Source organism: Thauera sp. JM12B12 (assembly GCF_039614725.1).
GTDB lineage: Bacteria > Pseudomonadota > Gammaproteobacteria > Burkholderiales > Rhodocyclaceae > Thauera.
On sequence record NZ_CP154859.1, the window covers coordinates 2,294,305 to 2,319,392 of the forward strand.

General features: G+C 66.2%; 27 protein-coding genes. 9 read left to right on the forward strand and 18 right to left on the reverse strand.

The genetic code is table 11. From position 1 onward, the window contains the following. Positions 1-6 precede the first annotated feature (6 nt). Positions 7-858, forward strand: coding sequence for an SDR family NAD(P)-dependent oxidoreductase (locus AAG895_RS10240; RefSeq protein WP_345791914.1), 852 nt, complete (start codon positions 7-9; stop codon positions 856-858). Between the two features lie 35 nt (positions 859-893). Continuing rightward, positions 894-1,922, forward strand: a complete 1,029-nt coding sequence (locus AAG895_RS10245; protein ID WP_345791915.1) for a TIGR03617 family F420-dependent LLM class oxidoreductase — start codon at positions 894-896, stop codon at positions 1,920-1,922. A 30-nt stretch (positions 1,923-1,952) separates the two neighbouring features. Here AAG895_RS10245 and AAG895_RS10250 read toward each other — a convergent pair whose 3' ends face one another. From AAG895_RS10250 to AAG895_RS10310, 13 genes are all read right to left on the reverse strand, one after another. Next, positions 1,953-2,963: a catalase family peroxidase gene (locus AAG895_RS10250; protein WP_345791916.1), complete on the reverse strand. Its 1,011-nt coding sequence runs from the start codon at positions 2,961-2,963 to the stop codon at positions 1,953-1,955. 27 nt (positions 2,964-2,990) lie between these two features. Then, entirely contained in the window at positions 2,991-3,791 is an 801-nt protein-coding gene (locus tag AAG895_RS10255; RefSeq protein WP_345791917.1) for an anti-sigma factor, read from the reverse strand. Continuing rightward, positions 3,788-4,288 (reverse strand): sigma-70 family RNA polymerase sigma factor, encoded by a 501-nt coding sequence (locus AAG895_RS10260; protein ID WP_345795272.1) that lies wholly within the window; start codon positions 4,286-4,288, stop codon positions 3,788-3,790. The genes AAG895_RS10255 and AAG895_RS10260 overlap by 4 nt, the downstream gene beginning before the upstream one ends. A gap of 5 nt (positions 4,289-4,293) precedes the next feature. After that, the gene (locus AAG895_RS10265; RefSeq protein WP_345791918.1) at positions 4,294-4,683 is read right to left on the reverse strand and encodes a hypothetical protein; all 390 of its coding nucleotides are present in this window, start codon (positions 4,681-4,683) and stop codon (positions 4,294-4,296) included. Positions 4,684-4,800: 117 nt separating this feature from the next. Next, positions 4,801-6,240: a DHA2 family efflux MFS transporter permease subunit gene (locus AAG895_RS10270; RefSeq protein ID WP_345791919.1), complete on the reverse strand. Its 1,440-nt coding sequence runs from the start codon at positions 6,238-6,240 to the stop codon at positions 4,801-4,803. Positions 6,241-6,254: 14 nt separating this feature from the next. Then, positions 6,255-7,055 carry an SDR family oxidoreductase gene (locus AAG895_RS10275; RefSeq protein WP_345791920.1) on the reverse strand — a complete coding sequence of 267 codons (801 nt, stop codon included), beginning with the start codon at positions 7,053-7,055 and terminating at the stop codon, positions 6,255-6,257. 3 nt (positions 7,056-7,058) lie between these two features. Continuing rightward, positions 7,059-8,225: an acyl-CoA dehydrogenase family protein gene (locus AAG895_RS10280; RefSeq protein ID WP_345791921.1), complete on the reverse strand. Its 1,167-nt coding sequence runs from the start codon at positions 8,223-8,225 to the stop codon at positions 7,059-7,061. 13 nt (positions 8,226-8,238) lie between these two features. After that, on the reverse strand, positions 8,239-9,462 hold the full coding sequence (locus AAG895_RS10285) for an acyl-CoA dehydrogenase family protein (RefSeq protein ID WP_345791922.1): 1,224 nt from the start codon (positions 9,460-9,462) through the stop codon (positions 8,239-8,241). 20 nt (positions 9,463-9,482) lie between these two features. Next, complete coding sequence (locus AAG895_RS10290) at positions 9,483-10,649, reverse strand: acyl-CoA dehydrogenase family protein (protein ID WP_345791923.1); 1,167 nt, start codon at positions 10,647-10,649, stop codon at positions 9,483-9,485. 17 nt (positions 10,650-10,666) lie between these two features. Beyond that, entirely contained in the window at positions 10,667-11,845 is a 1,179-nt protein-coding gene (locus AAG895_RS10295; protein ID WP_324525350.1) for a lipid-transfer protein, read from the reverse strand. Positions 11,846-11,864: 19 nt separating this feature from the next. Then, entirely contained in the window at positions 11,865-12,284 is a 420-nt protein-coding gene (locus AAG895_RS10300) for a MaoC family dehydratase (protein ID WP_345791924.1), read from the reverse strand. Further along, positions 12,256-13,389, reverse strand: a complete 1,134-nt coding sequence (locus tag AAG895_RS10305; RefSeq protein WP_345791925.1) for an acyl-CoA dehydrogenase family protein — start codon at positions 13,387-13,389, stop codon at positions 12,256-12,258. The genes AAG895_RS10300 and AAG895_RS10305 overlap by 29 nt, the downstream gene beginning before the upstream one ends. A 10-nt stretch (positions 13,390-13,399) precedes the next feature. Beyond that, positions 13,400-14,377: an OB-fold domain-containing protein gene (locus AAG895_RS10310; protein ID WP_345791926.1), complete on the reverse strand. Its 978-nt coding sequence runs from the start codon at positions 14,375-14,377 to the stop codon at positions 13,400-13,402. A 337-nt stretch (positions 14,378-14,714) separates the two neighbouring features. Here AAG895_RS10310 and AAG895_RS10315 point away from each other — a divergent pair, with 337 nt between their 5' ends. After that, entirely contained in the window at positions 14,715-16,295 is a 1,581-nt protein-coding gene (locus AAG895_RS10315) for an MFS transporter (protein ID WP_345791927.1), read from the forward strand. 150 nt (positions 16,296-16,445) lie between these two features. On the opposite strand, the gene AAG895_RS10320 is transcribed toward AAG895_RS10315, so the two are convergent. Next, a complete protein-coding gene (locus tag AAG895_RS10320; RefSeq protein WP_345791928.1) occupies positions 16,446-16,943 on the reverse strand; it encodes a cytochrome P460 family protein in 498 nt (165 codons plus the stop codon). Positions 16,944-17,052: 109 nt separating this feature from the next. Between AAG895_RS10320 and AAG895_RS10325 the strand changes: the two genes are divergently transcribed. The 4 genes from AAG895_RS10325 to AAG895_RS10340 all read left to right on the forward strand — a co-directional run bounded on the left by AAG895_RS10325 (position 17,053) and on the right by AAG895_RS10340 (position 20,129). Continuing rightward, the gene (locus AAG895_RS10325; RefSeq protein ID WP_345791929.1) at positions 17,053-17,616 is read left to right on the forward strand and encodes a helix-turn-helix domain-containing protein; all 564 of its coding nucleotides are present in this window, start codon (positions 17,053-17,055) and stop codon (positions 17,614-17,616) included. 382 nt (positions 17,617-17,998) lie between these two features. Then, complete coding sequence (locus AAG895_RS10330; protein WP_345791930.1) at positions 17,999-18,352, forward strand: helix-turn-helix transcriptional regulator; 354 nt, start codon at positions 17,999-18,001, stop codon at positions 18,350-18,352. 21 nt (positions 18,353-18,373) lie between these two features. Beyond that, complete coding sequence (locus AAG895_RS10335; protein ID WP_345791931.1) at positions 18,374-19,390, forward strand: hypothetical protein; 1,017 nt, start codon at positions 18,374-18,376, stop codon at positions 19,388-19,390. Positions 19,391-19,889: 499 nt separating this feature from the next. After that, on the forward strand, positions 19,890-20,129 hold the full coding sequence (locus tag AAG895_RS10340) for a hypothetical protein (RefSeq protein WP_345791932.1): 240 nt from the start codon (positions 19,890-19,892) through the stop codon (positions 20,127-20,129). Between the two features lie 931 nt (positions 20,130-21,060). On the opposite strand, the gene AAG895_RS10345 is transcribed toward AAG895_RS10340, so the two are convergent. Then, entirely contained in the window at positions 21,061-21,900 is an 840-nt protein-coding gene (locus AAG895_RS10345; protein WP_345791933.1) for an AraC family transcriptional regulator, read from the reverse strand. Positions 21,901-22,047: 147 nt separating this feature from the next. Between AAG895_RS10345 and AAG895_RS10350 the strand changes: the two genes are divergently transcribed. Beyond that, on the forward strand, positions 22,048-22,278 hold the full coding sequence (locus tag AAG895_RS10350) for a hypothetical protein (RefSeq protein WP_345791934.1): 231 nt from the start codon (positions 22,048-22,050) through the stop codon (positions 22,276-22,278). Positions 22,279-22,385: 107 nt separating this feature from the next. After that, positions 22,386-22,634 carry a bile acid:sodium symporter gene (locus tag AAG895_RS10355; RefSeq protein ID WP_345791935.1) on the forward strand — a complete coding sequence of 83 codons (249 nt, stop codon included), beginning with the start codon at positions 22,386-22,388 and terminating at the stop codon, positions 22,632-22,634. 70 nt (positions 22,635-22,704) lie between these two features. Here AAG895_RS10355 and AAG895_RS10360 read toward each other — a convergent pair whose 3' ends face one another. From AAG895_RS10360 to AAG895_RS10370, 3 genes are all read right to left on the reverse strand, one after another. Continuing rightward, complete coding sequence (locus AAG895_RS10360; protein WP_345791936.1) at positions 22,705-23,193, reverse strand: cytochrome P460 family protein; 489 nt, start codon at positions 23,191-23,193, stop codon at positions 22,705-22,707. A 342-nt stretch (positions 23,194-23,535) separates the two neighbouring features. Next, entirely contained in the window at positions 23,536-23,988 is a 453-nt protein-coding gene (locus tag AAG895_RS10365; protein WP_345791937.1) for a VOC family protein, read from the reverse strand. Positions 23,989-24,113: 125 nt separating this feature from the next. Then, positions 24,114-24,917: an SDR family oxidoreductase gene (locus AAG895_RS10370; protein WP_345791938.1), complete on the reverse strand. Its 804-nt coding sequence runs from the start codon at positions 24,915-24,917 to the stop codon at positions 24,114-24,116. Between the last annotated feature and the right edge of the window lie 171 nt (positions 24,918-25,088).

A 25,088-nucleotide genomic window follows, 5' to 3' on the forward strand; every position in this document is an offset into this window, starting at 1 on the left:
CCCCGCATGACCCACACCCTGAAGGACAAGGTCGCGATCGTCACCGGCGCCAGCCGCGGCATCGGCGCAGCGATCGCCGCGCGCTTCGCCGCCGAAGGCGCCAAGGTCGTGCTCGTGGCACGCACCGGTGAACCCGGCGGCAAGCTGCCCGGCTCGCTCGACGAGACCGCAGCGCGCATCCGTGCGGCCGGCGGCGACTGCCTGTGCGTGCAGGCCGACCTCGCCAGCGCCGCCGACCGCGAGCGCATCGTCGGCGAGACGCTAAGTCACTACGGCGGCGTCGACATCCTGGTCAACAACGCCGCCTGGGCGCGTTTCGGCGCGGGTTACGCGCAGTCGCTGGAACGCGTCCAGCTCGCCTATGCGGTCAACCTGTTCGCGCCCCACCACCTCGCGCAGCTCGTCATCCCGGCGATGAAGGCGCGCGGCGGCGGCTGGATCCTCAACCTGTCGAGCGCGACCAGCACCCGCCCCGGCCCGGCGCCCTACGACCCGAAGGACCGCGCCTACCGCTTCCACACCACGCACTCGCCCACGCTCTACGGCTCGACCAAGGCCGCGCTCGAGCGCCTGAGCACCGGCATGGCGATGGAGCTCGCCGCCGACCATATCGCGGTGAACACCCTGGCACCGGTGGAGGCCGTCGCCAGCGAAGGCGCACTGGTCAGCGGCTCGATCGACGACCTCGCCCACATGGAGCCGGTGGAAGCCATGGCAGAGGCCGCGCTCGCCCTGTGCTCGCGGCCGCAGGCCGCGCTCTCGGGCCGGGTCGCGCTGAGCCTGCCGCTGTTGCGCGAGCTCGGCCTGCCGGTGATGGGCCTCGACGGCCGCGCGCCCCTGCCCGACTTCCACCCTTAAGCCCCGCTCTTCCCCCTCATTGCACTGGAGCCTCCATGTTCGAGATCTTCGCTTCAACCCCTGAAAACCTGAACTTGGCCGACATGGGCGCCTTCGCCCGCCGCGTCGAGGCCATGGGCTACGACGGCCTGTTCGTGTCCGACGCCATCCACGACGGCCTGCTGCTCGCCTGCCAGGCGCTGTCGGCAACCTCGAAACTCAAGGTCGGCACCTCGGTGCTGATCGTCTTCCCGCGCAGCCCGATGAACGTCGCGCTCGCGAGCTGGGACCTGCAGAAGATGTCGGGCGGCCGCTTCGAGCTCGGCATGGGCACGCAGATCAAGCAGAACATCGAGGATCGCTATTCGGCGCGCTGGCTGCCGCCGGCCGCCGGCATGCGCGAGTACGTCGGCGCGCTGCGCGCCATCTTCCACGCCTTCCGCACCGGCGAACGGCTCGAGTACATCGGCGAGCACTACAAGTTCACCCGCCTGCAGCCCTTCTTCAACCCGGGGCCGATCGATGCCCCGGACGTGCCGCTGATGCTCGGCGCAGTCGGCCCGAAGATGCTGGAGCTGGTCGGCAAGACCGCGGACGGCATCCACACCCATCCGAGCAACACCTCGGTGCGTTACCTGAAGGAAGTGATCCTGCCGCAGATCGCGGTCGGCACCGCGCAGCGCGACCCCGGCCGCGCCAAGCCCTTCATCAGCGCCAGCCAGTTCGTCGCCACCGGACCGGACGACGCCACCGTCGCCGCCGAGCGCGAACGCTTCCGCGACATGCTCGCCTTCCTGTTCTCCACCCCGGCCTACTGGGCGAGCCTGGAGCTGTTCGGCTGGCAGCACATCGGCGAAGCGCTGCTGGCGCTCACCCGCGAGGGGCGCTGGAAGGACATGCCGGGCGTGTTCACCGACGAGGTGCTCGACACCTTCCTGGTGTCCGGCCGCTACGACCAGCTGCCCGAACGCCTGTGCTCACGCTTCGGCGGCCTGGTCGATCGCATCACCCTGACGGTGCCGACCGACCCGGCCAACGATGCGGCGGCCGCGGAAGCGATCAGGCAGATTCGCGCCTATCGCTGACGCCTGCGCTCGCGCGGCCCCCGACCCGCATCACAGGCCGCCGAGCCGCTTGCCGAAGGACACGGCATACGCCGGCGAGCGGAACTTGAGGACCGGGTCCTCGGTGGCCTGGATGCCGTCGGCCATGACCATCGGGTCGAAGTTGAGCGGTTCGCACTCGGCGCCCTTCTGCGCCACGGCTGCGGTGATCGTCAGCGTCCCGGCCTTGATCTGCCGCCGCTCGGCCGGCCAGGCGATGGTCGGGTCAGTCTGCGCATCGTCGGCCTGGCCGAGGCTGACCATCATGTCCCAGCGCACCGGGCCGCGGGCGCTGCGCTCGATCAGCGCCTGCTCGAGGAAGTTCGCCCCGGCCGTCTTCAGTTCCTCGTCGCTCAAGCGCTTCTCCCCGTCCTGCGGCACGAACTGCCAGCGCACCAGGGTGACCCGGTTCTCCGCATCCACGAACCTGAAGGTATGGATGCCCCAGAAGGCGCTGTTGGCGTAGCTCGCCGGCGGGTTGTTGCGGGCCAGGAAGTCGGCCTGCGCATGGCTGTCGGGGTGGCTGGCGCGGAAGGCCTTGAGCTTCTCGGGGTCGGGCTTGCCGGTGGCCGGGTCGGGTCGCATCGCCTGCATCAGGTCGAGGAAGGTCTGCGGCGTGGCGGCACCGAAGATCGGCGTGTTCAGCATCGCCATGTGGTGCAGTTGCCCTTCCGGCAGCTTGAAGGCCAGCGCCATGCCGCGCCCGCTGCGGGCGGTATCGGGCGCCTTGGGGTTGCCGCCGGACAGCGAGAAGCGGGCGACCACCGGCACCGGTTTGCCGGAGAACAGCGCCGAGCGCGAATACGCCGCGGCCTCGGGCGTGCCGACGAACTCACCGAGGGCACAGGTGCCCTTGATGTGGTTGCGTCGCTCGCCCGGCGTCACGCCGAAGGCGCCCTCGATCGCCTCGACCACCTCGGGCGCCGAGACCTCGCCGGCGGCGAGCGCATGCGGGGAGATCAGGAGCACGCCTGCCGCGATGGCGGGCGCGGCCAGCCGGACCGGGTTCAATTTCAGCTTCATCTTCATCATTCCTGTATGGGGTGTCGTCTAGTTCTGGAACTGGTCGTAGACCGCCGTGGCGATGCGCGCCAGTTCGTCCTTTGAAATGCCTGCCGAGAGCGCGTAACCGAACTTGCCGTCGATCCAGTAGAAGACATTGACCGGTCCCTCCTGGGCGAAGCGGAAGGCGGTGTCGCGATTGGCGGTGTTCTCGGTGCTGACGTAGAGGGTGAGCCGCTGCCCGCTGACATCGTGGTACATGAACTGCGCCACCGGGCCGCTGTTGCCGGGGAGCAGGCGGCCGCCGATGAGCTCGTAGCCGAGCGCTCCCAGCCTTGGCGGCCGGACCGTCGTGCCGAGCCGTTTCGACAGCCAGGTCACGAGCTGATCCTCATGTTCGGCGGTGATCTCCACCGGGCGCTTGACGTCCGGACTGAAGACCACGTGCGCGATCGCGGCCTGATGCGGGAGCGGCGACGCGTGGGCCACGACTGGCGGCGGCCGGAAATGATCGTTCGCCAGCCACCCCGCCATGCCACCGAGCAGCGCGATCGCCACGCTCGCTGCCATGCGCTGCAGCGACCAGCGCCACAGCGGGCCGCCTTGCGGCGCCTCCTGCGGCGCGGCGGGCGGGACCGCGAGGGCTCTGAGGCGATCGGGTATCGGCTCGTCGAGCAGTGGGTCGAACAGCCGGTGCAGGCCCGCCTTCTGCTCGCGATAGGCGCTCACCCGCAAGGCATCCTCGGGATGTTCGGCGAGCCATGCGGCAATCTCGGCATGGCGCGCCTCCGACAGCTCGCCATCGACGAAGGCATGCAGATCGGCATCGGAAATCGGAGCGGAACTCATCGTACGACTCTCAGTTGGGCAGGCTTGGAGCGGGCATCGAGGATCCCGCGCAGGCGCTCGCGCCCGCGGGCGAGGCGGGACATCACGGTACCGGCCGGAATGTTCAGCGTCGCGGCGACCTGGGCGTAGCTCATGTCCTCGAGCGCGACCAGCAGCAACACCGCGCGCTGCTCCTCGGGGAGGCAGGATACGGCCGCTTCCAGCTCGCCGAGCTCGATGAGGTCGGTCTGGGTGGCGCGCGCCGGCACCTCGACGGCCTCCTCGTCGAGCGGCGACACGGCCAGTGCCGGCCGCCGCATCTGATCGATCCGCAGGTTGTGCATGATGGCGAGCAGCCAGGAACGCAGGTCGCTCCCGGCCTGCCACTGTGCCACCCGCGACCAGGCACGCTCGAGCGTGTCCTGGACGAGGTCGTCGGCCGCCTCGCGGGAACCGACGAGCGCACGTGCATAGCGACGCAGGCGCGGCAGCTCGGCCAGGATGGCGCGGCTGTCCATCACGCTCAAGGCTTCGCCACGCGCCAGACCCCGTTGAAGCCGTCGCCCGTGCGGTCGCCCGGCTTCTGGTCCTTGACCCAGAAGTAGAGCGGCTTGCCCCGGTACGCCCACTGCTTGCCACCATCGTCGCGCATCACGACGCTGTAGCCGGGGGCGGCCGATTCGTCCGCGGTGACGAGCAGGGGCGGCCAGTTGGTGGCGCAGGGGCCGTTGCAGACGCTCTTGCCACTGCCCTCGGCGTCCTTGTCGAAGGTATAGAGGGTCATGCCGTTGGCGCCGGTGAGCACGCCATCGCTCACGCGCGCCGGACCGGCGGTCTGGACGGCACTGCCGGCGCATGCCGTGAGCACGGTGGCGGCGAGGATCAGCGGGGCGGAAATCTTGAGGATCTTCATGCTTGTCTCCTGGGAGGGTCTAGGAACGGTTGGCCTACAACCCGGTAAACGAGCCGGACCGTCCGATTATTCCCTTGCGCGAGAAGATTGTTGCCGAAGCCCCTCCTCGATGCGGTCTCAGGCGGCCGGCTGTCTGCGGCGCCCCCGCCGCGGCCGCATGCGCACCGCGACCGCGACCGCGAGCGCGAAACTCAACGCCAGCAGCAGGAAGGCCTGCGCGTAGGCCAGGAAGACGCCATCGGCCGCCGCGCCGTGCGCAGTCGTGCGCCACTCGACGAACACCGCCACCACCGCCACGCCGAGCACGCCGCCCAGCTGGCGGGTGTAGTTGCTGACCATCGAGGCCTGGCCCAGCCGGGCCGGCGCGACATGGGCCATGGTCGCAACCATCAGCGCCGGTACCGTCAGCCCGAGGCCGAGGCGCCCGACCAGGCTGAAGCCGACAACCTCGGCGTAGCTGATCGCCCCGCCCCGCCAGGCGAAAAGGACGAAGGACAGCCCGAACAGCGCCAGCCCCCATACCGTGATCCAGCGCGGCGAATAGCGATCGGTGAGCACGCCGGCAAGCGGAATCACCACCGCGAGCAGGATGCCCGAAGGCAGCAGGGCCAGGCCGGCGTAGGTGGCGTCGTAGCCGAGCGCGCTCTGCAGGAAGACCGGGATCAGGTAGGTGGAGGCGTAGAGGCCGAAGCCGTACACGACGGTGACCAGCGCAGCCATCGCGAAGCTGCGCTCGGCGAACAGCTCGAGCGACACGATCGGCGCCGACGCCCGCCGCGCATGGCGCACGAAGGCGAGCGCGCACAGCACCGACAGGCCGAGCAGCGCCAGCGTGCGCGGCGCGAGCAGGCCATGCCCGCGCAGGCTGGCGATGAAGTCGATCGCCAGCAGCGAGGCCGCGCACAGGATCGCCACCCCGAGCCAGTCGAAGCGGTGGCCCGGCGACGGCTCGTGGCGCGGCAGCAGATACAGGCCCAGCACGCCGGCGACCACGCAGAACGGCAGGCTCATCAGGAAGATCGACGGCCAGCCGAAGCGGTCGAGCAGCACGCCCGCCAGCGCCGGTGCGACCGCCGGTGCCAGCACGATGCCAAAACCCAGCAGCCCGTGTGCCCGCCCCTGGCTGCCGGCCGGGAACAGGCGCATCACCGCCAGCATCGGCAGCGGCTGCAGCAGACCCGCGGCCACGCCCTGCACGATGCGCATGGCGACGACGAAGCCGAAGCTGTCGCCCAGCGCCCCGGCGACGCTGCTCAGGCCCAGCAGCAGATTGGCGCCGAGGAAGAGGCGGCGGAAGCCGATGCGGTCCAGCACCCAGGGCGTGGGCAGCATGGCAACGGTGAGCGCCGCCATGAAACCGGTGATCGCCCACTGCACCTGGTGCTGGCCGAGGCCGAAGGACGCACCCAGGGCCGGCACGGCGACGTTGAAGCTGGTCGTTGCCAGCACCGCGGCGATGGTGCCGAGCCCGACCACCGTCAGCGCCAGCCACTTGAAGGCCTCGCCGTGGCGGGCGATCAACTGGTCGCGCGGTTGGGCCTGCGGCAGCCAGCGCATCGCGCCTTCTCGCCTCAGCCCGCCGAAGGCTGCCAGGACACGCCGTTGATGTGCGAGCCGCCGTCGAGGAAGACCGTGTTGCCGGTCATGTAGCGGCCGGCATCACTGCAGATGAAGGCCACGACGCTGCCGATGTCCTGCTCGGGCTCGCCCATGCGGCCCATCGGGTTCTGCCGGAGCAGCTGCGCGGCGTTGCCCGGCGATGCGGCGGCGAAGCGCTCGTAGGCCGGCGTGCGCGCGCCCGGGCAGATCGCATTGACGGTTATGCCGTGCGCCGCCCATTCGCGCGCGGCGCTGCGGGTGAGGCAGCGCAGCGCTTCCTTGCTGACGTTGTAGTCGGCCGTGTACATGTGCGCATTGACGCCATTGAGCGAGCACATGTTGATGACGCGGCCCCAGCGCTGCGCCTTCATGTGCGGGAAGGCGCGCTGCATCGCCGCCAGCGGAGCGTAGAAGCTGCCCTGCAGCGCACGCGCGAAGTCGTGCGCCGGCTTGGTCTCGAGCGGCCCCGGCAGGTTGCCGAGGTAGGCGTTGTTGATGAGGACGTGCAACGTCCCGAAGCGCTCGACGACGGTGTCGACCAGCGCCTCGACGCTCGCGCTGTCGGCGATGTCGCAGCCGATCGCCACCGCGTCACCGCCGCGCGACTGCGCGATGGCCACCGTCTCGGCTGCGGTGTCCGCGTTGATGTCGGCCACCACCACACGGGCGCCCTGCTCCGCCAGCTGCAGCGCCACGCCACGGCCGATGCCCTGGCCCGCGCCGGTGACGATGGCGGCCTTGCCGCACAGAAACCCGCTGCCGGTGGCCGCCATCGATCAGGCCTCGACCGCGCTCAGGTCGCCGTAGCGCTGCACGTGGAAGTCGCCATCGCCGAGGCTGGCCTGGGCGACTCGGATTCGCTTGAGGTAAAGGCCGACGTCGAGCTCGTCGGTGACGCCCATGCCGCCATGCATCTGCACCGCCTCGCGGCTGATGCGGTGGGCGGCGTCGCCGGCCTTCCACTTGGCGAGGCTGGCCATGCGCGCGCGCGTCGCGGGGTCGAGCGCCGGGTCGTCCATCGCCGCCAGTCCGGCCATCACCGCGCTGCGTGCGAGCTGCAGGTGCGCATAGCACCACGCGGCGCGGTGCTGCAGGGCCTGGAAGCTGCCGATCGGCACGTCGAACTGCACGCGCGTCTTCAGGTACTCGGCGGTGGTGTCGAACAGGCTCTGCGTCGAGCCGAGCAGCTCGGCCGCCAGGCACACCCGGCCACGATCGAGTGCCGCATCGAGCGCGGCGAAGCCCTCGCCCTCCGCGCCGAGCAGCGCTGCGGCGTCGACACGCACCTCGTTCAGCACCAGCGTGGCGTGGTTGCGCGAATCCAGCGTCTTCATCGGCGACACCTGGACGCCCGGCGCATCCGCGGCGACGACGAACAGGCTGATGCCGCCCTGCTCGCCTGGCTGGCCGCCGGTGCGCGCAGCGACGATGAAGGCATCCGCGCCCACGCCGTCGGCGACGAAGGCCTTGGTGCCGGTGAGTACGTAGCCAGCGCCCTCACGCGTGGCGCGCAGCGCGACCGCGGCCGGGTCGTGGCGCGGGGTTTCGTCCACCGCCAGCGCGACGCGCTTGTCGCCGCCGATCAGCGCCGCCATCCACTCCGCCTGCTGCGCTTCGGAGCCGGCGAGCTCGATCACCGAGCCGCCGAGCACGATGCTCGACAGCAGCGGCGAGGCCGACAGGTTGCGGCCGATCTGCTCGAACACCGCGCCCAGGCCCTTGCAGCCGAACTCAAGGCCACCGAGCGCTTCCGGGAAGGGAATCGCGCTCCAGCCCATGTCGACCATCTCGCGCCACAGCGCGGCGTCGAAGCCGGCGGCGGCGCCCCCTGACGCACCCTCATCGCGCAGCTTGCGCTGGGCGGTGACCGGGCTCTTCGCCATCAGGAACTCGGCGGCGGTGTCGGCCAGCAGTTGCTGCTCTTCGGAATAAACCAGACTCATGACACCCTGCTCCTCACTTGCCCTGCTTGCCCGCGCTGGCGGCGCTGCCCTCGGGCAACTCCAGCACGCGCTTGGCGATCACGTTCAACTGCACCTCGGACGAGCCGCCGGCGATGGTCTGCGCAAAGCTGCCCAGCCAGGCCTTGGTGATCGCGAGCTCCTGCGGCTCGAAGCCCTCGCCTTCCCAGCCCAGCGCGCGGTGGCCGAGCACATCGACCAGCACCTCGAACTTGTCCTTCTCCTGCTCGGAGTGCACCAGCTTCATGATCGACATCAGCCCGGACACGTTCTTGCGCGCACGCGCCTCCTCGCCCATGCGCTGGGCGGTGAGGCTGTAGGCCATCTCGTCCATCGCCATCGCGTAGGCGCGCTGGCGCAGCGCGACGTCGGCCGGCGAGGACGCGTCCTGCGCCGGCAGGTACTTGCCGGCGATCGACAGCAGGTCGAAGTGGGTCGGCAGGCTGAACTCGCCGAACTTCGACATCGCGCGGCGCTCGTGCTGCAGCAGCGCCTTGGCCAGGGTCCAGCCGCCGTTCACCGGGCCGATCAGCTGGCGCTTGGGCACCTTGACGTTGTCGAAAAAGACCTGGCAGAACGATGACTTGCCGCTGATGAGGTCGATCGGCCGCGCCTCGATGCCCGGCGACGCCATATCGACCACGAGCAGGCTGATGCCCTGCTGCTTGGGCACGTCGGGATTGGTGCGCACCAGCATGTACATCCAGTCCGACTTGTCGCCGTAGGAGGTCCAGATCTTGGTGCCATTGACCACGAAGTGATCCCCGGCATCGACCGCGCTGGTCTTGAGGCTGGCGAGGTCGGAGCCGGCGTTGGGCTCGGAGAAGCCCTGGCACCAGCGGATCTCGCCGCGCGCCATCGGCGGCAGCAGCTCGCGCTTCTGCTCTTCGGTGCCGAACTCCAGCACCACCGGGCCCAGCATCCAGATGCCGAGGTTGATCTGCGGCGGGCGGCAGCGCAGGCGGCGCATCTCGGACTCGAGCACCGCGTTCTGCTCCGGGCTCAGCCCGCCGCCGCCATATGCGGCCGGCCAGTCGGGGCAGAACCAGCCCTTGTCGCGCATGCGCTCGAACCACAGGCGCTGGTCCGCGTTCTTGAACTCGACCGTGCGCCCGCCCCACACCAGCTCTCCGTCGGGCATCGCGGTGCGCATCGAAGGCGGGCAGTTGGCCTCGAGCCAGGCCCGGGTCTCGCGGCGGAAATCTTCGAGGGTGCTCATGTCTTCTTCCTGTGCGGGGTTCAGCGCGAACGCGGCATGCCGAGGCCGAACTGTGCCACCAGTTCGCGCTGGATCTCGTTGGTGCCGCCGCCGAAGGTCAGCGTGACCGAGGCGCGCACCTCGTACTCCAGTTCGCCGAGCAGCGCCGCGGCGGCCGAGCCCTCGCGCACCAGGCCGCTGGCGCCGACGATCTCGGACAGCTTGCGCAGGATATCGACCACCGACTCCGAGCCGTATACCTTAGTCGCCGACGCCAGCGCCACGTCCATGTGGCCGCGCTCGAGGTCGGCGGCGATGCGGAAGTTGATCAGCCGCATGGCCTCGATCTTGGCGTAGCACTCGGCGAGCAGGCTGCGCACCCAGGCCGCATCGATCGCGCGGCGGCCGTTCTCGTCCTGGGCCTTGGCCCACAGCAGCACGCGGCGGAACAGGGCGACGACCTTGTCCGACCAGGAACCCAGGCCCAGGCGTTCGTGGTTGAGCTGGGCGGTGATGAGCTTCCAGCCGCCGTTGAGCTCGCCCACCAGCATCTCCCTCGGCACCTTCACGTTGTCGTAGTAGGTGGCGGCCGTCGGGTTGCTGCAGGTGGGGATGACGGTGTGCGAGAAGCCTTCCGCCCGGGTGTCCAGGATCAGGATGGACACGCCCTTGTGGCGCGGCAGGTTGGGGTCGGTGCGCGCGGCGAGCCAGACGTAGTCGGCGGCCTCGGCGCCCGAGGTCCACAGCTTGTTGCCGTTGACCACGAAGTGGTCGCCTTCCAGCCGCGCACTGGTCTTAAGCGTGGCGAGGTCGGAGCCGGCTTCCGGCTCGGAATAGCCGATGGCGAACATGATCTCGCCGGCGGCGATGCCGGGCAGGAACTTCTTCTTCTGCAGCTCGGTACCCGCCTCCATCAGCGCCGGACCGACCGTGCTGATGGTGACGAAGGGCAGCGGCGCGCCGGCGATGTTGGCCTCCTCGAAGAAGATCAGCTGCTCGGTGGCGGCATAGCCCTGGCCGCCGTGCTCCTTGGGCCAGCCCACCGCCAGCCAGCCGTCCGCGCCCATCTTGCGGATGGTGTTGCGATACAGATCGCCGCCTTCCTTGCCGCGCAGTTCGCTGCGCAGCTCGGGGGTCATGAGGGTCTGGAAGTAGTCGCGCACCTTCAGGCGCAGCGCGTGTTGTTCCGGGGTCAGATCGACGAACATCGTCCGTTCTCCTTCGCTCAGGCCACGCCGAGGATGAGGCCGCTGGTGGGCACGCCGGTGCCGGCGGTGACCAGCACGTTCTCGACATCGGCCACCTGGTTGGCCGCCGTTCCGCGCACCTGGCGCACCGCCTCGGCCACGCCGTTCATGCCGTGGATATAGGCCTCGCCCAGCTGGCCACCGTGGGTGTTGATCGGCAGCTTGCCGCCGCGGGCGTGCTCGCCGGCGCGGATGAAGTCCTTAGCCTCGCCGCGCTTGCAGAAGCCGAACTCTTCCAGCTGCGGCAGCACGAAGGGGGTGAAGTGGTCGTAGATCACCGCGGTCTGGAAGGCGTCGGGGCCGAGGCCGGACTGGGCGTAGAGCTCCTTCGCCACCACGCCCATCTCCGGCAGGCCGGTGATGTCGTCGCGGTAGTAGGAGGTCATGCTCTGCTGGCCCTCGGTGATGCCCTGCGAGCCGGCCTTGATGATCACCGGCTTCTGCTTGAGGTCGCGGGCGCGCTCGGCCGAGGTGATGACCATCGCCACCGCCCCGTCGGACTCCTGGCAGCAGTCGAGCAGGCGCAGCGGTTCGGCGATCCACTTCGAGGCCTGGTGCTCCTCGAGCGTGATCGGCTTGCCGTAGAAGAAGGCGGCCGGGTTGGTGGCGGCGAAGTCACGCACCGCGACCGACACGCGACCGAAGTCCTCGCTGGTCGCGCCGTATTCGTGCATGTAACGCTGGGCGAACATACCCACCCAGGCGGCCGGGGTGTGGAAGCCGTAGGGCATGTACCAGCCGTAGTTCACGTTCTCGAAGATCGGCGTCGAGCCGAAGCCGTAGGTGCCGGTACCGAAGCGGTACCAGGAGCGCTCGTTCATCGCGCGGAACACCACCACCACCTTGGCCAGGCCGGTCGCCACCGCCATCGCGGCATGCACCACCGGCGCGCAGGCGGCGCCGCCGCCGTGCGGGATCTGGGAGAAGAACTTGACGTTCTTGCAGCCGAGCAAGCGCGCGATCTCGTAGTCGGGCACCTTGTCCATGGTGTAGGACGAGAAGCCCTCGACCTCGGAGGGATCGATGCCGGCGTCGGCGAGCGCGGCCAGCGTCGATTCCATCGCCAGGCGCAGCTCGGTGCGGCCGGAGTTCTTGGAGAATTCGGTCGCGCCCAGGCCAACGATGGCGGCGCGGCCGGAAAGGGACATATCCGTCATGTGTTCGTTTCTCCGCGTGTCAGGGCAGCACCAGCGTGGCCGAACCGGTCACGTGGCTGCCCATCGAGTTCTTGCCCTTGAGCGCGACTTCGACCTCGCGGCGGGCCGCGTCGGTGCGGACGACCTCGCCGCTGAAGGTCATGGTGTCGCCCGGGTAGTTGGGCGCGCCGAGCTTGATCTTGAGATCCTTGAAGCGCGCCGCCGGACCGGCCCAGCTCTCGATGAAGCGCTGGGTGAGGCCGCTGGTGGTGAGGATGTTCATGAACACGTGCGGCGAGCCGAGCTGCTGGGCGGCCTCCATGTCGTGGTGGCCGGGGAAGTAGTCGCGGGTGGCGATCGCCGCTGAGGCGATCAGCGTCGTGGTAATCGGGATCGCCAGCTCGGGCAGCGCCTCGCCGGGGCGCACGTCGTCAAAGCGCTTGCTGTTCTTCGAGGTCATATTTCCATCCCAGCTTGTCGTTGTTGGCGAGCCAGTCGCCGAGTCGTTCGAGCGTGGCGGCGCTGCCGCCCAGGGTGATGCCGAGCGCGCGGCTCCAGTACAGGTAGCGGTGGATCGGGTAGGTCAGATCGACCCCGATGCCGCCATGCACGTGCTGCGCCTTGTGGCCGACGAGATGGCCGCACTCGGCCGCGAGGTACTTGACCGCCAGCGCCTCGGACGGCGACGGCAGGCCGGCGTCCAGGCGATACACCAGCTGCCACAGTGCGGAGCGCAGTGCCTCGATGGCGATGTGGGCGTCGGCCATGCTCATCTGCACCGCCTGGAAGGTGGCGATGGCGCGGTCGAACTGGCGGCGCTCGTTGATGTACTCGACGGTGCGGCGCACCTGCTCGACGCTGACGCCCAGCTGCAATGCCGCGATCGCGGCGATCGCGCGCTGCTCCAGCCAGGGCAGCGCGGCCTCGGGCAGCACGGCGTCGGCGGCCAGGCGATGAGCGCGGAAGCCGAGGTCGGCGACCGCCTCGCGGTGCGTGAACACGCCGGGCACTTTCTCGATGCCCGCGTCGCGCAGATTCACCGACACCAGCCTGGGGCCGTCGTCGGTCTCGGCCAGCAGCAGCCCGCGGCAAACTTCCGCACCCAGCGCCAGGGCGGCGACCTTGCCATCGAGCATCCAGCCGTCACCGTCGCGGCGCGCCTTGAGCGCGACGCCGTGGGCACGCGCCGCGGCACCGAGCGCCAGCGTGATCATCAGCTTGCCCTCGGCGGCGGCCGCAGCGGTCTCTGCACCGCTGGCGCCACCGAAGCGGGCCAGCGTGGCGGCAGCGAGCTGGTGGCGCCACAGCGGCACGTGGCCGAGGCCGCGGCCCTGGGCCTCGAGCACCAGCATCAGCTCGGTCATGCCGAGCCCGGTGCCGCCCGCTTCCTCGGGAATCGCCAGCGCGTGCAGGCCGGTTTCCACGCATTGCCTCCACAGGTCGGCCATGAAGGCCTCGCCCGCGGTGTCGAAGGCGCGCAGGCGATCGTCGGTGCACAGGTCGCCGAACAGGCTGCCCGCCATCTCGGCGATGGCGCGCTGATCGTCAGTCAGTTGAAAATCCATGCTCGTCTCCTCAGGCCGCGATCGGGCGGAACATCGGCAGGGTCAGTTCGCCGTCGTCGAAGGACTGGAACTCGACCTGCACGCGCTGGCCGATCTTGATCTCGTCGCGCTTGACGCCGACCAGGCCGGCGATCAGGCGCACGCCCTCATCGAGCTCGATGAGGCCGATCGGGTTGGGGTGCTCGAAGGGCGGCACCTCGGGGTAGTGCATCACCACGAACGAATACAGGCTGCCCTTTCCGGACGCCTCGACGGTGTCCCAGTCGAAGGAATGGCACTTGATGCACACCGGCGCCGGCGGGTGGCGCAGCGTGCTGCAGCAGGTGCAGCGCTGGATCAGCAGCTTGCCGGCGTCGACGCCTTCCCAGAAGAAGCGGGTGTCGTCGCTGACGCCCGGCTTGGGGCGCTTGAACTTGGGCACTGCCGGGGCCGCGCCCTTCTCGACGGGCTTGGGCACGTTGGCGGGGCGGAACTTGAAGACGCGGAACAGCAGCTGGCCGACCTTCTCGTCACCTTCCGGCTTCTGCGAGAAGAAGCTCATGATCAGGGTGACGAAGTAGCCGGTGCCGAGGGCCGTGGTCTTCTCCTCGCCGACCGCATCGAGGCGGGTGGTGTAGTAGAGCTTCTCGCCCAGCTTCACGTAGCGCTCGAAGCTGAGGTCGGAGTTCACCGCCACCACCGAGGGGAAGCCGTGCGCTTCGAGGGTCTTCAGCACCTCGTAGGGGTTCTCGTCGGTCGAGCCCGGCGCATAGTTGTTCATGTGCAGGCCTTCGAGACACCAGGCCTGCAGCATCGCCGGCGGCGCCACGATGCCGCCGAATTCGGTGGTGGCGGCATAGTCCGCGTCGAGATAGAGCGGGTTATCGACGCCCATCACCTCGCACCACTGCCGGATCATCGGCGCGTTCACCTCGTCCCAGGCGTAGACGCGACCGTACTCGCGACCCACCTTGGCACGCACTTCGGACATCCATTCCTGTTCAGCCAAGTTCGTCTCCTGCGGTTGTGTGAGGCGCCGAGCCGATGTCGCCGCGCCTGCTGGACCCTGCTGCGAGCGGAGCCCTCATCGCGGATGAGGCCGATCCTTTACGCAGCGCTTGCAGCGAGTCTAAGAGCAGCCCCCCGGCGACACTTCGTCTAAACGGACGATGGACAAGGCAAGCGAAACCCGACATTCGGCGGCGATCCGGGTGCCGATGGCCAGCGTCCGTTTCCGAGCCCGCTTTAGTCCCATCGGACGATGTGCCCCCACCCCCCGGGCCCGACCATCCGCCCGACAGAACAAGGCGGCGCGCATCCGCATGCGCTGCATACGGAGACAGCACATGGATTCACGTACCGACACGCGCTCGGCCTGGGCGGTGTATGCCGCGCTGCTGTTCGGCACCTTCATCACCATCGAGGCTGCCGCCTTCCAGGCCCCCGCGCTGCCGAGCGTGACCCGGCACTTCGGCATTCCGGTGAACATGTCGGCGCTGATCCTGATCCTGTATTCGCTGGCGCTGACCGTGTTCGCGCCGATCATGGGCCGCCTGGGCGACCAGTACGGGCGCAAGCGAGTGATCACGATCGGCATGCTGGTGTTCGCGGTATCGGAGTTTGCCGCCGCCTGGGCGCCCAACTTCGGGTTCTTCCTCGGCGCGCGCTTCGTCCAGGGCCTGGGCGCGGCCTGCATCCTGCCCGGCGTGTTCGCCTACGCGGCCCACCTGTTCCCGGACAACAAGCGCGGCATGGCGCTGGGCATCCTCGCCTTCACGATGACCTTCGGCGCGGCCTCGGGCGGGCTGCTCGGCGGCCTGCTGATCGACCGCCTGGGCTGGCCCAGCGTGTACTGGATCAGCGGCGCGCTGACCCTGATCGGGCTCATTCCCTTGCGCCTGCTGGTGCCCGAGATCGCCCCGGTCAGGCAGCAGGGCGTCTTCGACTACACCGGCGCGATGCTGCTGTTCGCGGTGATCGCCTCGCTGCTCTCGCTGCCCACCTGGGCGACCAACTTCGGCAAGGAATCGCCCCTCACCTGGGCGATCGTGATCGTGGGCGTCAGCGCGCTGGCGATGCTGTGGCGGCACAGCAAGCGCACGCCGAATCCGGTGATCGACCTCGGCATCCTGGCGCGCGGCGCCTTCGCCACGCCTTCGGCGATCTACTGGCTGCACATGATCTTCTCCAGCGGCGTCGTCTATTCGCTGGCCTTCTTCATCAACAACCGCCCGGGTGGCAGCGCGGCGCAGTTCGGCTTCGTCACCCTCTTCCTCTACGGCAGCGGACTCATCAGCTCACCGATTGCCGGCAAGCTGGTCGACCGCATCGAACCGCGCGTGCTGGTCATCGTCGCCATGCTCGCCAGCCTGGGCGGCACCCTGCTCTTCCTCAACATCGACGTCGCCACGCCGCTGTGGATGGTGATCATGGTGGCCTGCATCATGGGCCTGTCGATCGGCTGCAACACGCCGGCGATCATGAAGCTGGCGCTGGGTGCGGTGCCGGCCAAGAACATGGGCGCGGGCAGCGGCCTGTTCAGCATGTTCCGCGACCTCGGCAGCCCCACCGGTTCGTCGCTGTCGCTGGCGGTGTTCGGCGCCAGCCTGGCGTATGCCACCCAGGCCGCGATCAGCCGCCAGACCGAAGCGCTCGGTCTCGATGCCGCGAGCCTGGATGCGCTCGCGCGCGCCGCCGGCAGCCGCGCACGCGAAGTCCCGGCCGAACTCGCCAGCCGCCTCGACGCGGCCGGACTCTCGGCCGAAACGGTGATGCAGCAGGCAAGCAGCGAAGCGCTCAACGCCGCGCTGAGCAACGTGGGCTACATGCTGCTGGGGCTGATCGCGCTGGCGCTGCTGCTGAGCCTGCGGCTCAAGCGCACGCGGGCGCTGGCGGTCGCGGGCGAAGCGCAGGCGCCTGCGGGCTGAGGGCCGAGGGCTGAAGGCTGACCATCAACACGCCCGAATTCGTGTGGCCTTGACCGCCCGACGCTGTGGCAGCGCCAATGGCGCCCGAGTGTCCAACCAGACCTCTGCCAGGCACTCGGATGCCATCGGCGCGCTCATCCACACCGCAGCTCAATCTCGCAGGCGACTGAACACGTAGTCGTGGTCCTTCTGCGGCTCGTGGCAAGCAAAGCAGGCGCTGGCCGCGTTGCCCCCCACGACCCGATTTGCTCTGTCGCCACCGCCAAAACCCTCGAACCCCCAACCGCCGGTCGCCGCGTATGCCCTCGCGTCCTTGTGCATCACACCGACGATCTTTCGCGTCCCCTCAGTGACGGCATTGTCGGCTGATCTCGCTTCCAGAAGATCGAACACGATGATTGCGCCATCCGGGAACTTCCCGGACTGGTAGCCCGCGACGGCTTTCGGGTTGGCGTAGAGGTGATGGATCCCGCCGAAGGCCTCGTACAGCGGATGACCTTCGCCGATGACCATGCTCTTGACGTGATGCCAGCCGCGATACTCCTCCGGGTATGGCACCCGCGGCTCGGCCGCGACGGCCGGCAAGACGAGCGCCATCGAGGACAGGAGAGTCAGGATGCGTTTCATCTTCGACAAGGCTTCGCTCATGATTGACTCCTCAGGAATAAGGATTTTTTGCATCGACTCGATGCACTATCAGACTAGAGTCACCAGACCGTGCTTGTCAATAAATGCATCGAGGCGATACATTGCAAGCATGAACCAAACCACTCTCCTACTCGAGCGCCTGGGAGCACTCGTTCACCAGTCCGTCCGCGACGACGCGGCACGGCACGGGCTGCTGCCCATCCACATTCAGGTCCTGCACTACCTCAAACTGGCCAATCGGTATAGCGATCTGCCTATCGCGATTGCGGAGTACTTCGGCATCACCCGCGGGACGGTGTCGCAGACGCTGGCTGTGCTTGAACGCAAGGGATTGCTGACCAAGGAACCGGACGCCCGTCACGGCAAGCGCGTGCACCTCAAGCTGACCGCCGCAGGCGAGTCTGTCTTGAGCGAGAGTTGGGTCGAGCGTGTGGAGCAGTTGCTCTGCGACCGAACGAGTGAGGCTGCTGCACTCGAAAGCACGCTGCGCAAACTGCTTTCAGCCATGCAGCGCGTGAATGGACAGCGTGCCTTCGGCCTCTGTCACCAGTGCGCTCACTTCCTGACCGAGGAAAGTGGCGCACGCTGCGGACTGACTCGCGAGCCGCTCGCCACCGAGCAAACCATTCGCATCTGTCGTGAGTGGACAGCAGCCACGGCGGACTGCGTTTGATTACATGCCTGGCCGGGACTGTCAGCCACGCCAGATCTTGAACGGCAGGTTTCCAACTACTCAGCCGCCAATGGCGATGAATACCTCATCTATCCTTTTTGGGTCGGGGTGCGCTGACGTCTCTTCGAGTTCATCGGCGGAAAGCGGTCGTCGAAGTTTCACTTCCCGGAAGCAGCCGTTCGTCGCTGAGTGCTGACGACCCTCACCCGTCGGTCGCGGAAGCGAAGCTTGTGCGCCTCCTTTCGGAGCAAACCGGCCTGCCGTCTGCGGGCGATCCCGCAGTCGTTCGCGGACACGCCATCGCTTGCACGGGCTTGCCAGAGATCAAGGGGGAAGGCATAGAGACCTTGCATCGAGGGTTAGCGTGTAGTATTAATTACACATGCTACATTTTGGCGAACACATAAGACAGGCTCGTGAAGCCCTACAGGAGCAGGACCGGACGTTCTCGCTACGTCAGGTTGCTGCTCGCGTGGGTATCGAACCAGCCTACCTTTCCAAGATCGAGCGGGGCATTTTTCAGCCACCGTCAGAGGACGTCATCGTGAAACTGGCCGGGGTCCTAGGAGAAGACAAGGACGTCCTGCTCGCCTTGGCGGGCAAGCTCTCCAGCGACTTGCAGCAAATAATCATTCAGCGGCCCAAACTCTTCGCGGAACTTCTTCGCCAGCTGAGAGAGGTTCCTGATCACGCAATTCTTCGCGTGGTTCGGGAGGTCAGAGACGGACAGTGGTAACAACGTTCAGGAGCGAGGACCATGATCGAATTAAAGAACGACGAGCTTCTCATTCAGTTCCCCGATGTGCATGAGGATGCACTTTGCCGTGTTGACTTTCAGCGGACGCTGCGCATTCCCGACGACAACCGGGACTATCCTCTGCCGCCAGGTTTGGGGCGCTTTTCAGTAGAGCACGTTGAAGATCACTCATCACGATTGCCTGCCGCATGGGTCGAGCGTGGCGGGGTCCTACTTCCGATGTACCAGGCAGAGGCGCTGTGGATTAACTTTTCCAGTGGGAGCAGTTCCCGACGGAGCATCAGTTATCCGTTCGCAGTAAAAATTGCAGCAGGAAAGATTAACGCGGTGACTGGGGATGAATGGACCAACGGTCTCGCCAAGGATCCGCAGGACTATATCGTGGTACCTGACCAACCTTGGCTAGACGGATTCTGCGTCCAGAAGGGTCTAATCAGACAGTTTGTTGCGATGCCCATGGGAGCGGGTTACACGGCGGAAGAACAGATCTCTGGCACCGCTGCACATGGCGGCATTCAGATCATTGTCTATCCGATGAAGCGAGATCGCTATGAAAAGTTGGTGAATCGGACCACGCCCTTATTCGATCCAGACATTTGCTACAGCCTTGCCGACCCATGCGAGTCGGTATCGATGGGATTGGCGCCCGGCGGGCTGATGCGGCAGGAGATCTATGAAGACAAGTATGGTTACGACGCTTGGGATACGTCCAGATCAAGTCGCTGCTTCATTCATATACTCAACAGCGCCCAGTGGGAGATCGTCACTGGCAAGTCTGTGCCACGAAAGCCACCGTCGGCGGCCGACTATACAAAAGCGGCGTTGCCTTGGTTCGAGTATTACGATGAAAAGCTCTGTCCGCTGAGGGGAGCAAAGAGCCTTGCAGGACTAGATAGTATTGGAGCCAAGAGCGTGAAACTCTCCGAGAAACCACTATCTGAGAATGCGCCTATACCTGAACAGAAAGTTATTCAGATCAATTCTCCATCGCATCAGATTAAGGAAGGAAATTGGTAATCGATAACTGGAAGTCGCTTTTGCCTTCCGCAATGTACTGCACTCCCACTCACTCATCAACTCGCTTCACTGCTGACTCTTCAGTCGGAGTTTACGATGCCTGTACTCGAACCCTGGCTAGACTACGCCCTGATCTTTGTAATCCTCTTTTTTCCTCCGACTCTTATTCGGCTCGTCTGGCGTCGCTCGTTACCCAAGGCTACTGCGATCGTCCTGTGCGTTGCCTCATACTTCCCGTATCACATACTCTTCGCCGCGATCGGTGCTTCACCCTACACAAATCTCATAATGCTCGCTACCATCGCGAACTACTTCGTGTACAGACACAAGACTGAAACGGAAGCCCGCAAAGATGCGGTTGCAGCGCGCAGTAAGCTTGGATATGAGGAATAAAGACAACATGCGACTCACCCCTGTCACTTTGCACGCGCGCGGCGACAGCTAATTCAAATGATTAGACGTAGGATATGCAGTAATTGGCCTCAGGAGGTTTGCCATCATGAATGGCGCACAGAGAGTTATCCTGCTAGTTGCGGCACTTTTTTTCGTCGCAATGCTGCTTTATCCGCCTTATCACCTCATCGCGAAAGAAGTTGTGATCAACCAGGGTTATCGCTGGATTTTCTCGCAGCCAGCGGGCTCAACTGTCAATGTTGGAATGCTAGTCACTCAATGGCTGATAGTGCTTACAGTTACGGGCCTCGCCTTCTTCATCGCCAAGACCGACCCACCGACTTGATAGTCTTCTTGACTTTGAAGTCGACTTAAGACTGGCGACGACCTCTTGAAGGCGAACCAGACGATGAATGTCATTACGGCGACTGCGGAATCTACCCACACTATAAGAACCATTGCAACGTGAACCTGGTGAAAGTATCGTCTGGCAGTTCCCGCCGCCTCGAAATCAAATCGTGCGGGAACTGCGCAAGGGGCGAACACTTTACCAGTGAAGACTTGAAAGTCGTCCGTACTCGATATCAGCTGCTTCGCACGCCTCCTGGATGACGGTCTCCATAACGGTCTGATTCAGATTCGTCGCAAGCCATACTCCAGCGACGGGCCGGGCGTAGCAAGCTAGGTGGCTGCTGGCAGAGCAGTACAATCCGCTCTTTTCCCTGTGGATGTAGCGACGAGTTCGACGCTCGTTGCTTCGGTAGCGGACCTCGTCTAACGCAAGGAATTTCTCCAAGAATGGCGAGTCTTCGTCCGATAAGGATTGAATTGCGATAACTACGCCGCTGATTCTATCCTTTGGCCGGAAAACTTCGTATTGACTCCAGCGTGCTGTAATGCGACGGCGAAGGACAACTCTCAGGGGCCGGTTGTTCAGATTTGTGAATATGCCGTTGAGCGTCGGCTTGGTCATTTGATTTACTCCTGTAGTAACGATGTCGCTGTAGTTTTATCATGCAGGGGAATTAAATCAAGGTTAACGCGGGCGTCCTTATTCGGACGACCAAGTAGACTGGTCTGCGTCGCCTTTCGAAGAAGGTCTGCGAGGTAAACGCGGCTGAATGTCGTAAACGGTTGGGTGAAGGCTTTTCTTGCCAGCATCCATTTGGGCTAGATTTTGACTAATGGAGCTACGTTTGCCGCTCCACGATGGAACGCAAAGCCGGACCCATTGGAAGGGGCGGCGCAAAGCCTTTGCGTGATGAGGTCGCGGTCGTTTATGGAGACGGCACCACACGATAGGAAGAAGCGAACCAGTCTGTCTGAAGCGGTATGGGAACCTCAGCAACAGCGCGGCTTCGAGGCACTTCTTGATCCCGCCAATTGGAAAAGAGCACGATAGGACACAGACGGAAGGGCGGCAGATCAAGGGTAGCCGCCATTCGAACGGCCGGCCCACCTTCAGGCCGAGCGACAGCAACTGGCCGGTTGAGCCAACGCGGGGCCCCAGTTCGTCGCCGTAAACCGGTCATCCAGGACAAGCCGACGAGGGGAGTTCTGGCAGGATTCCCGACGGCAGGTGATGACCGGCTCCCCCTGTTGGCATCCGCATCCGCATAGCTGCTGTTGATCGCGGTCAAAGCCTGTCCATGACCTGTGGATCCGCCCGAACCGTCGCACCTGCCGATCAGCCGATTTATCACCACGATCACATTGCCTTCTTCCCCTTCACCGGCATCACTCATTCTCACGCCCCCCGCAAACGCCCCCGGCGTCGCCCCGAAATGCTCGCGAAAGCGGGCGATGAAGGCCGACACCGAATCGTAGCCGCAGGCGATCGCGACGTCGGTGACGCGCTCGCCGGCCTCGAGCAGGGGCAAGGCGCTGATCAGGCGCAGGCGCTGGCGCCAGAGCCGGAAGTTGAGGCCGGTGTGCTCGCGGAAGAGCCGCGCCAGCGTGCGCTCCGAACACCCCTGGCGCGCGCGCCAGGCGGCCAGCCCGTCGCGCGAATCGGGCTCGGCCTCGAGCGCCTCGCACACCCGGCGCAGGCGCGGCTCCTGCGGCAGCGGCAGCGTCGGGCCGAGCGCGGGCGCTGCGGCCACCTGATCGAGCAGCACTGCGGCAAGCCGGCCGCCGCTCCGTGCTCGTCGTACTCGTCGTACTCGGCGGGCAAGGCGCCAAAGGCGCGGATCAACTCACGCAGCAAGGGACTCACCACGAGCACGCGGCAGCCGCCTTGCGCGCTGGGCGAGGCGGCGGGGTCGATGTACAGGCTGCGGATCTCGGTGTCGGCGGAGCAGCGCATAGGCGAACTGGACCCAGGGATGGGCGTGGCGATAGCCAAGCGCGCGATTGGCGACCGACTCGGCGTGGCCGAAGACCGGGCGCGGCAGAACGGTGAGCCCGGCAAGCTCATCGTGCAGGGTGGGCGGCATGTCTGGTCAGCGACATTGAAGAGCGCGTTGGCGTTAGTCGGCAGTATCGCCGTGCGCTAGGCTTCGTCACAAGCGCACCGGCTTTGCGGCCTGGCCGCTCCGCCCGTCGCCCTGCTCCCCTTCTCTCCACCCTTGCCCGCTCACGCCCCTCCCGGCCCCGGACCGCCATGAACTTGCTGACGCTCCTCTTCGATCGCTTCACGATCCTGCTCACCGCCGTCCTGCCCGCACAGGGCGCGTTCGCTGCGCTCTTCGACGGGCTCACCCATGCCGGTATCGCGCTGCTGTTCTTCCTGCACGGCGCCCGCCTGTCGCGCCGCGCGATCATCGACGGCGTTGATGCTGAGCCTGCCGCTCAAGCGCACCCTGGCGCTGGCGCTGGCGGTCGCAGGCGCCTGCGGGCTGAGCCTCAGTAGCGCCGTCCATTCCCTGGTCGAATGGACGGCGAGCCTGCTGGCCGGCTTTGCAGGTCTTAGATGGCGGTGCTCACTCACCGCGAGTGAACAGATGGTCGTTGTCCGCGAGCGGGATGTGGCAGGTGAAGCACTGGATACCGCCGTCCGTCACCGCTCGGACATTCGGGTCGCCGCCCTTGAAGGCTTGGAAACCCCATCCGCCGGTTTCGGGATAGCGGTCGTCGTCCTTCACCATGACCGCGATGACCTTGCGCGCGCCCTGGGAGAGCGCGTGGTTCGCGTCTTCCGAATAGGCGAAGCGGTCGACGACGAAAGTGGCGCCCTTGGCGAACTTCCCGCTCCTCAGGCCCTCCCTGGCGGCGGCATCGGCATAGACATGCTGGATTCCGACGTTGCCTGCGGGATCGTGGCCGGCGAGGTTAACCGTCGAATGATGGTGGTACCAACTGCGATAGCCTTCCGGGAAAGGTATCTGGCTGGTGTCCTGCGCAGCGAGTGCGCCGCCTGCAGCGCTGATCGCCGCGCCCATGGCGATGGCAATTGCCAGTCTGCTGATCATTTCCTTTCCTCCTCTGCTGAAGTCGAACTGCAGCCGTGGACATGCCACGGCAGGTTCGACCATATGCCCGAGGCGCTCGAAACGGATCGCCAAAAGATGCAATTCACAATAGAGAAATTCTTGATTCCCCGGCTCAGGGAAGGGGCAGGATCCTGAGATTTCTGCTCCCTCTTCCGGCGGATAGCTACGACCACATGCAGAGTTGCCAGGCGGTCGACGGCCCGAGCTGGCCGTTCGAGCCAGTGGCGCTGGTCGGCCCAATCGGCCCGAGTTCACTCGTGCGAAATGATGAACGCCTGCCGGGTCAGCATAGGTTCTGGCAGCGCGGTGAATTCATCAGCGCTATTCGCGCTTCGCCTTGAATTCACCAAGAGTGATCGCAAACCCGCATTTTTCCCTTGTGCCAAGGAAATACTCTTTGTATCGAGAGAACATCCCGTCCAGGTGCGCATCAATCTCACTTTGCGTGTAGTCGACTGCGTTGACCGTCGCAATGCTCATAGCCTTCGCACGCGCATACGGTTCATCGACATCGTCGAAATCAAAGACGACATTGAGGATGCCTTCTCCCCTGCTCTTCAGCATTGGCGCCAGAAAACAGTCGGCTTGTCGCCCAGGCATTGGAGCGCAAAGTTCAATGCCTGCGTTCCAGCTGATCGCCACTTGAATGCCAAACGCTTCACCTGTCCAGTTGGCTTCGTGGAATTCAGCGCCGAGAAGTTCTCTGTAGAAGGCTTTCGATGCCTCCAGATCATGTACCGCCAAGATGACTCGATTAACCCCTTTGACGGCCATGCTCCACTCCCTTATCGATATCCGCCCGGTGCAGAAATGACAGCAAAGTTCAGCGCAAGCACCGGCTGGCGTATTCCGCTGACACGGAAACAGCCTGCCCGTGCTCAGGACCGGCCATCGCTCCGTCAGTGCTGCTCGCCCGGATTGGCCGCGGCGAGGAAGGCCGGCCGCTCGCCGCCGCCATGCAGCAGCAGGTTGGTGCCGGCGAAGTAGGCCGCCATCGGCGAGCCGGCATACAGGCAGGCGTTGGCGATGTCGTCGGGCGTGGCCATGCGGCCGGCGGGAATGGTGGCGCCGACGGCGGCGATGCCGGCCTCGTCGCCGTAGTGCAGGTGGGCCTGCTCGGTCTGCACCAGCCCCGGGCTGATTGCCAGCACGCGCACCTTGGGCGCCCACTCCACCGCGAGCGAGGACGCCAGCGACAGCACGCCGGCCTTGGCCGCGCCATAGGCGGCGGTGCCCGGCGAGGGCCGCGAGGCGGCGACGCTGCCGACGAAGATGATGACGCCGCCTTCGGCCTGCTGCTGCATCAGCGCATTGGCCTGCTGGGCGACGTTGAGCGGCGCGATCAGGTTGAGGCGGATGATGCCCTCGTGGAAGCGCGGCGAGGCCTTGTCGGCGAGCGCGAACGGCGCCCCGCCGGCGTTGTTGACCAGCACGTCGAGGCGGCCGAAGCGCTCGCGGATGGCGGCGAACAGGGCCTGCAGCGATTCGATGTCGCGCACGTCGGCAGGGATGAAGTCGGCCGATTTGCCGCCGGCCTCGGGCAGCGTCTCGGGCGCATTGCGGCCGCAGACGACGACCGCCGCCCCCGCGGCCAGGAAGCCCCGCGCGATGCCTGCGCCGATGCCCTTGGTGCCGCCGGTCACGAGCACGACCTTGCCGCGGTAGTCGAGCGCCGCGGCGCCCGTCGAAGCCTGATTGTTCATGCACTTCTCCACGATGGTTGATGCCTGCGAGTCTAGGTTCGGCTCCCGCAGCATTCTTCGTCTGAATGGACGATGAGCGCCTTGCGTGGAGGACGGAACATGCATTCCATCCCCTTCCCCGGTTGCCGCGCCCGCACAGGCCGTCCGCCCCCGGGGCGCTCCTGGAGGCTC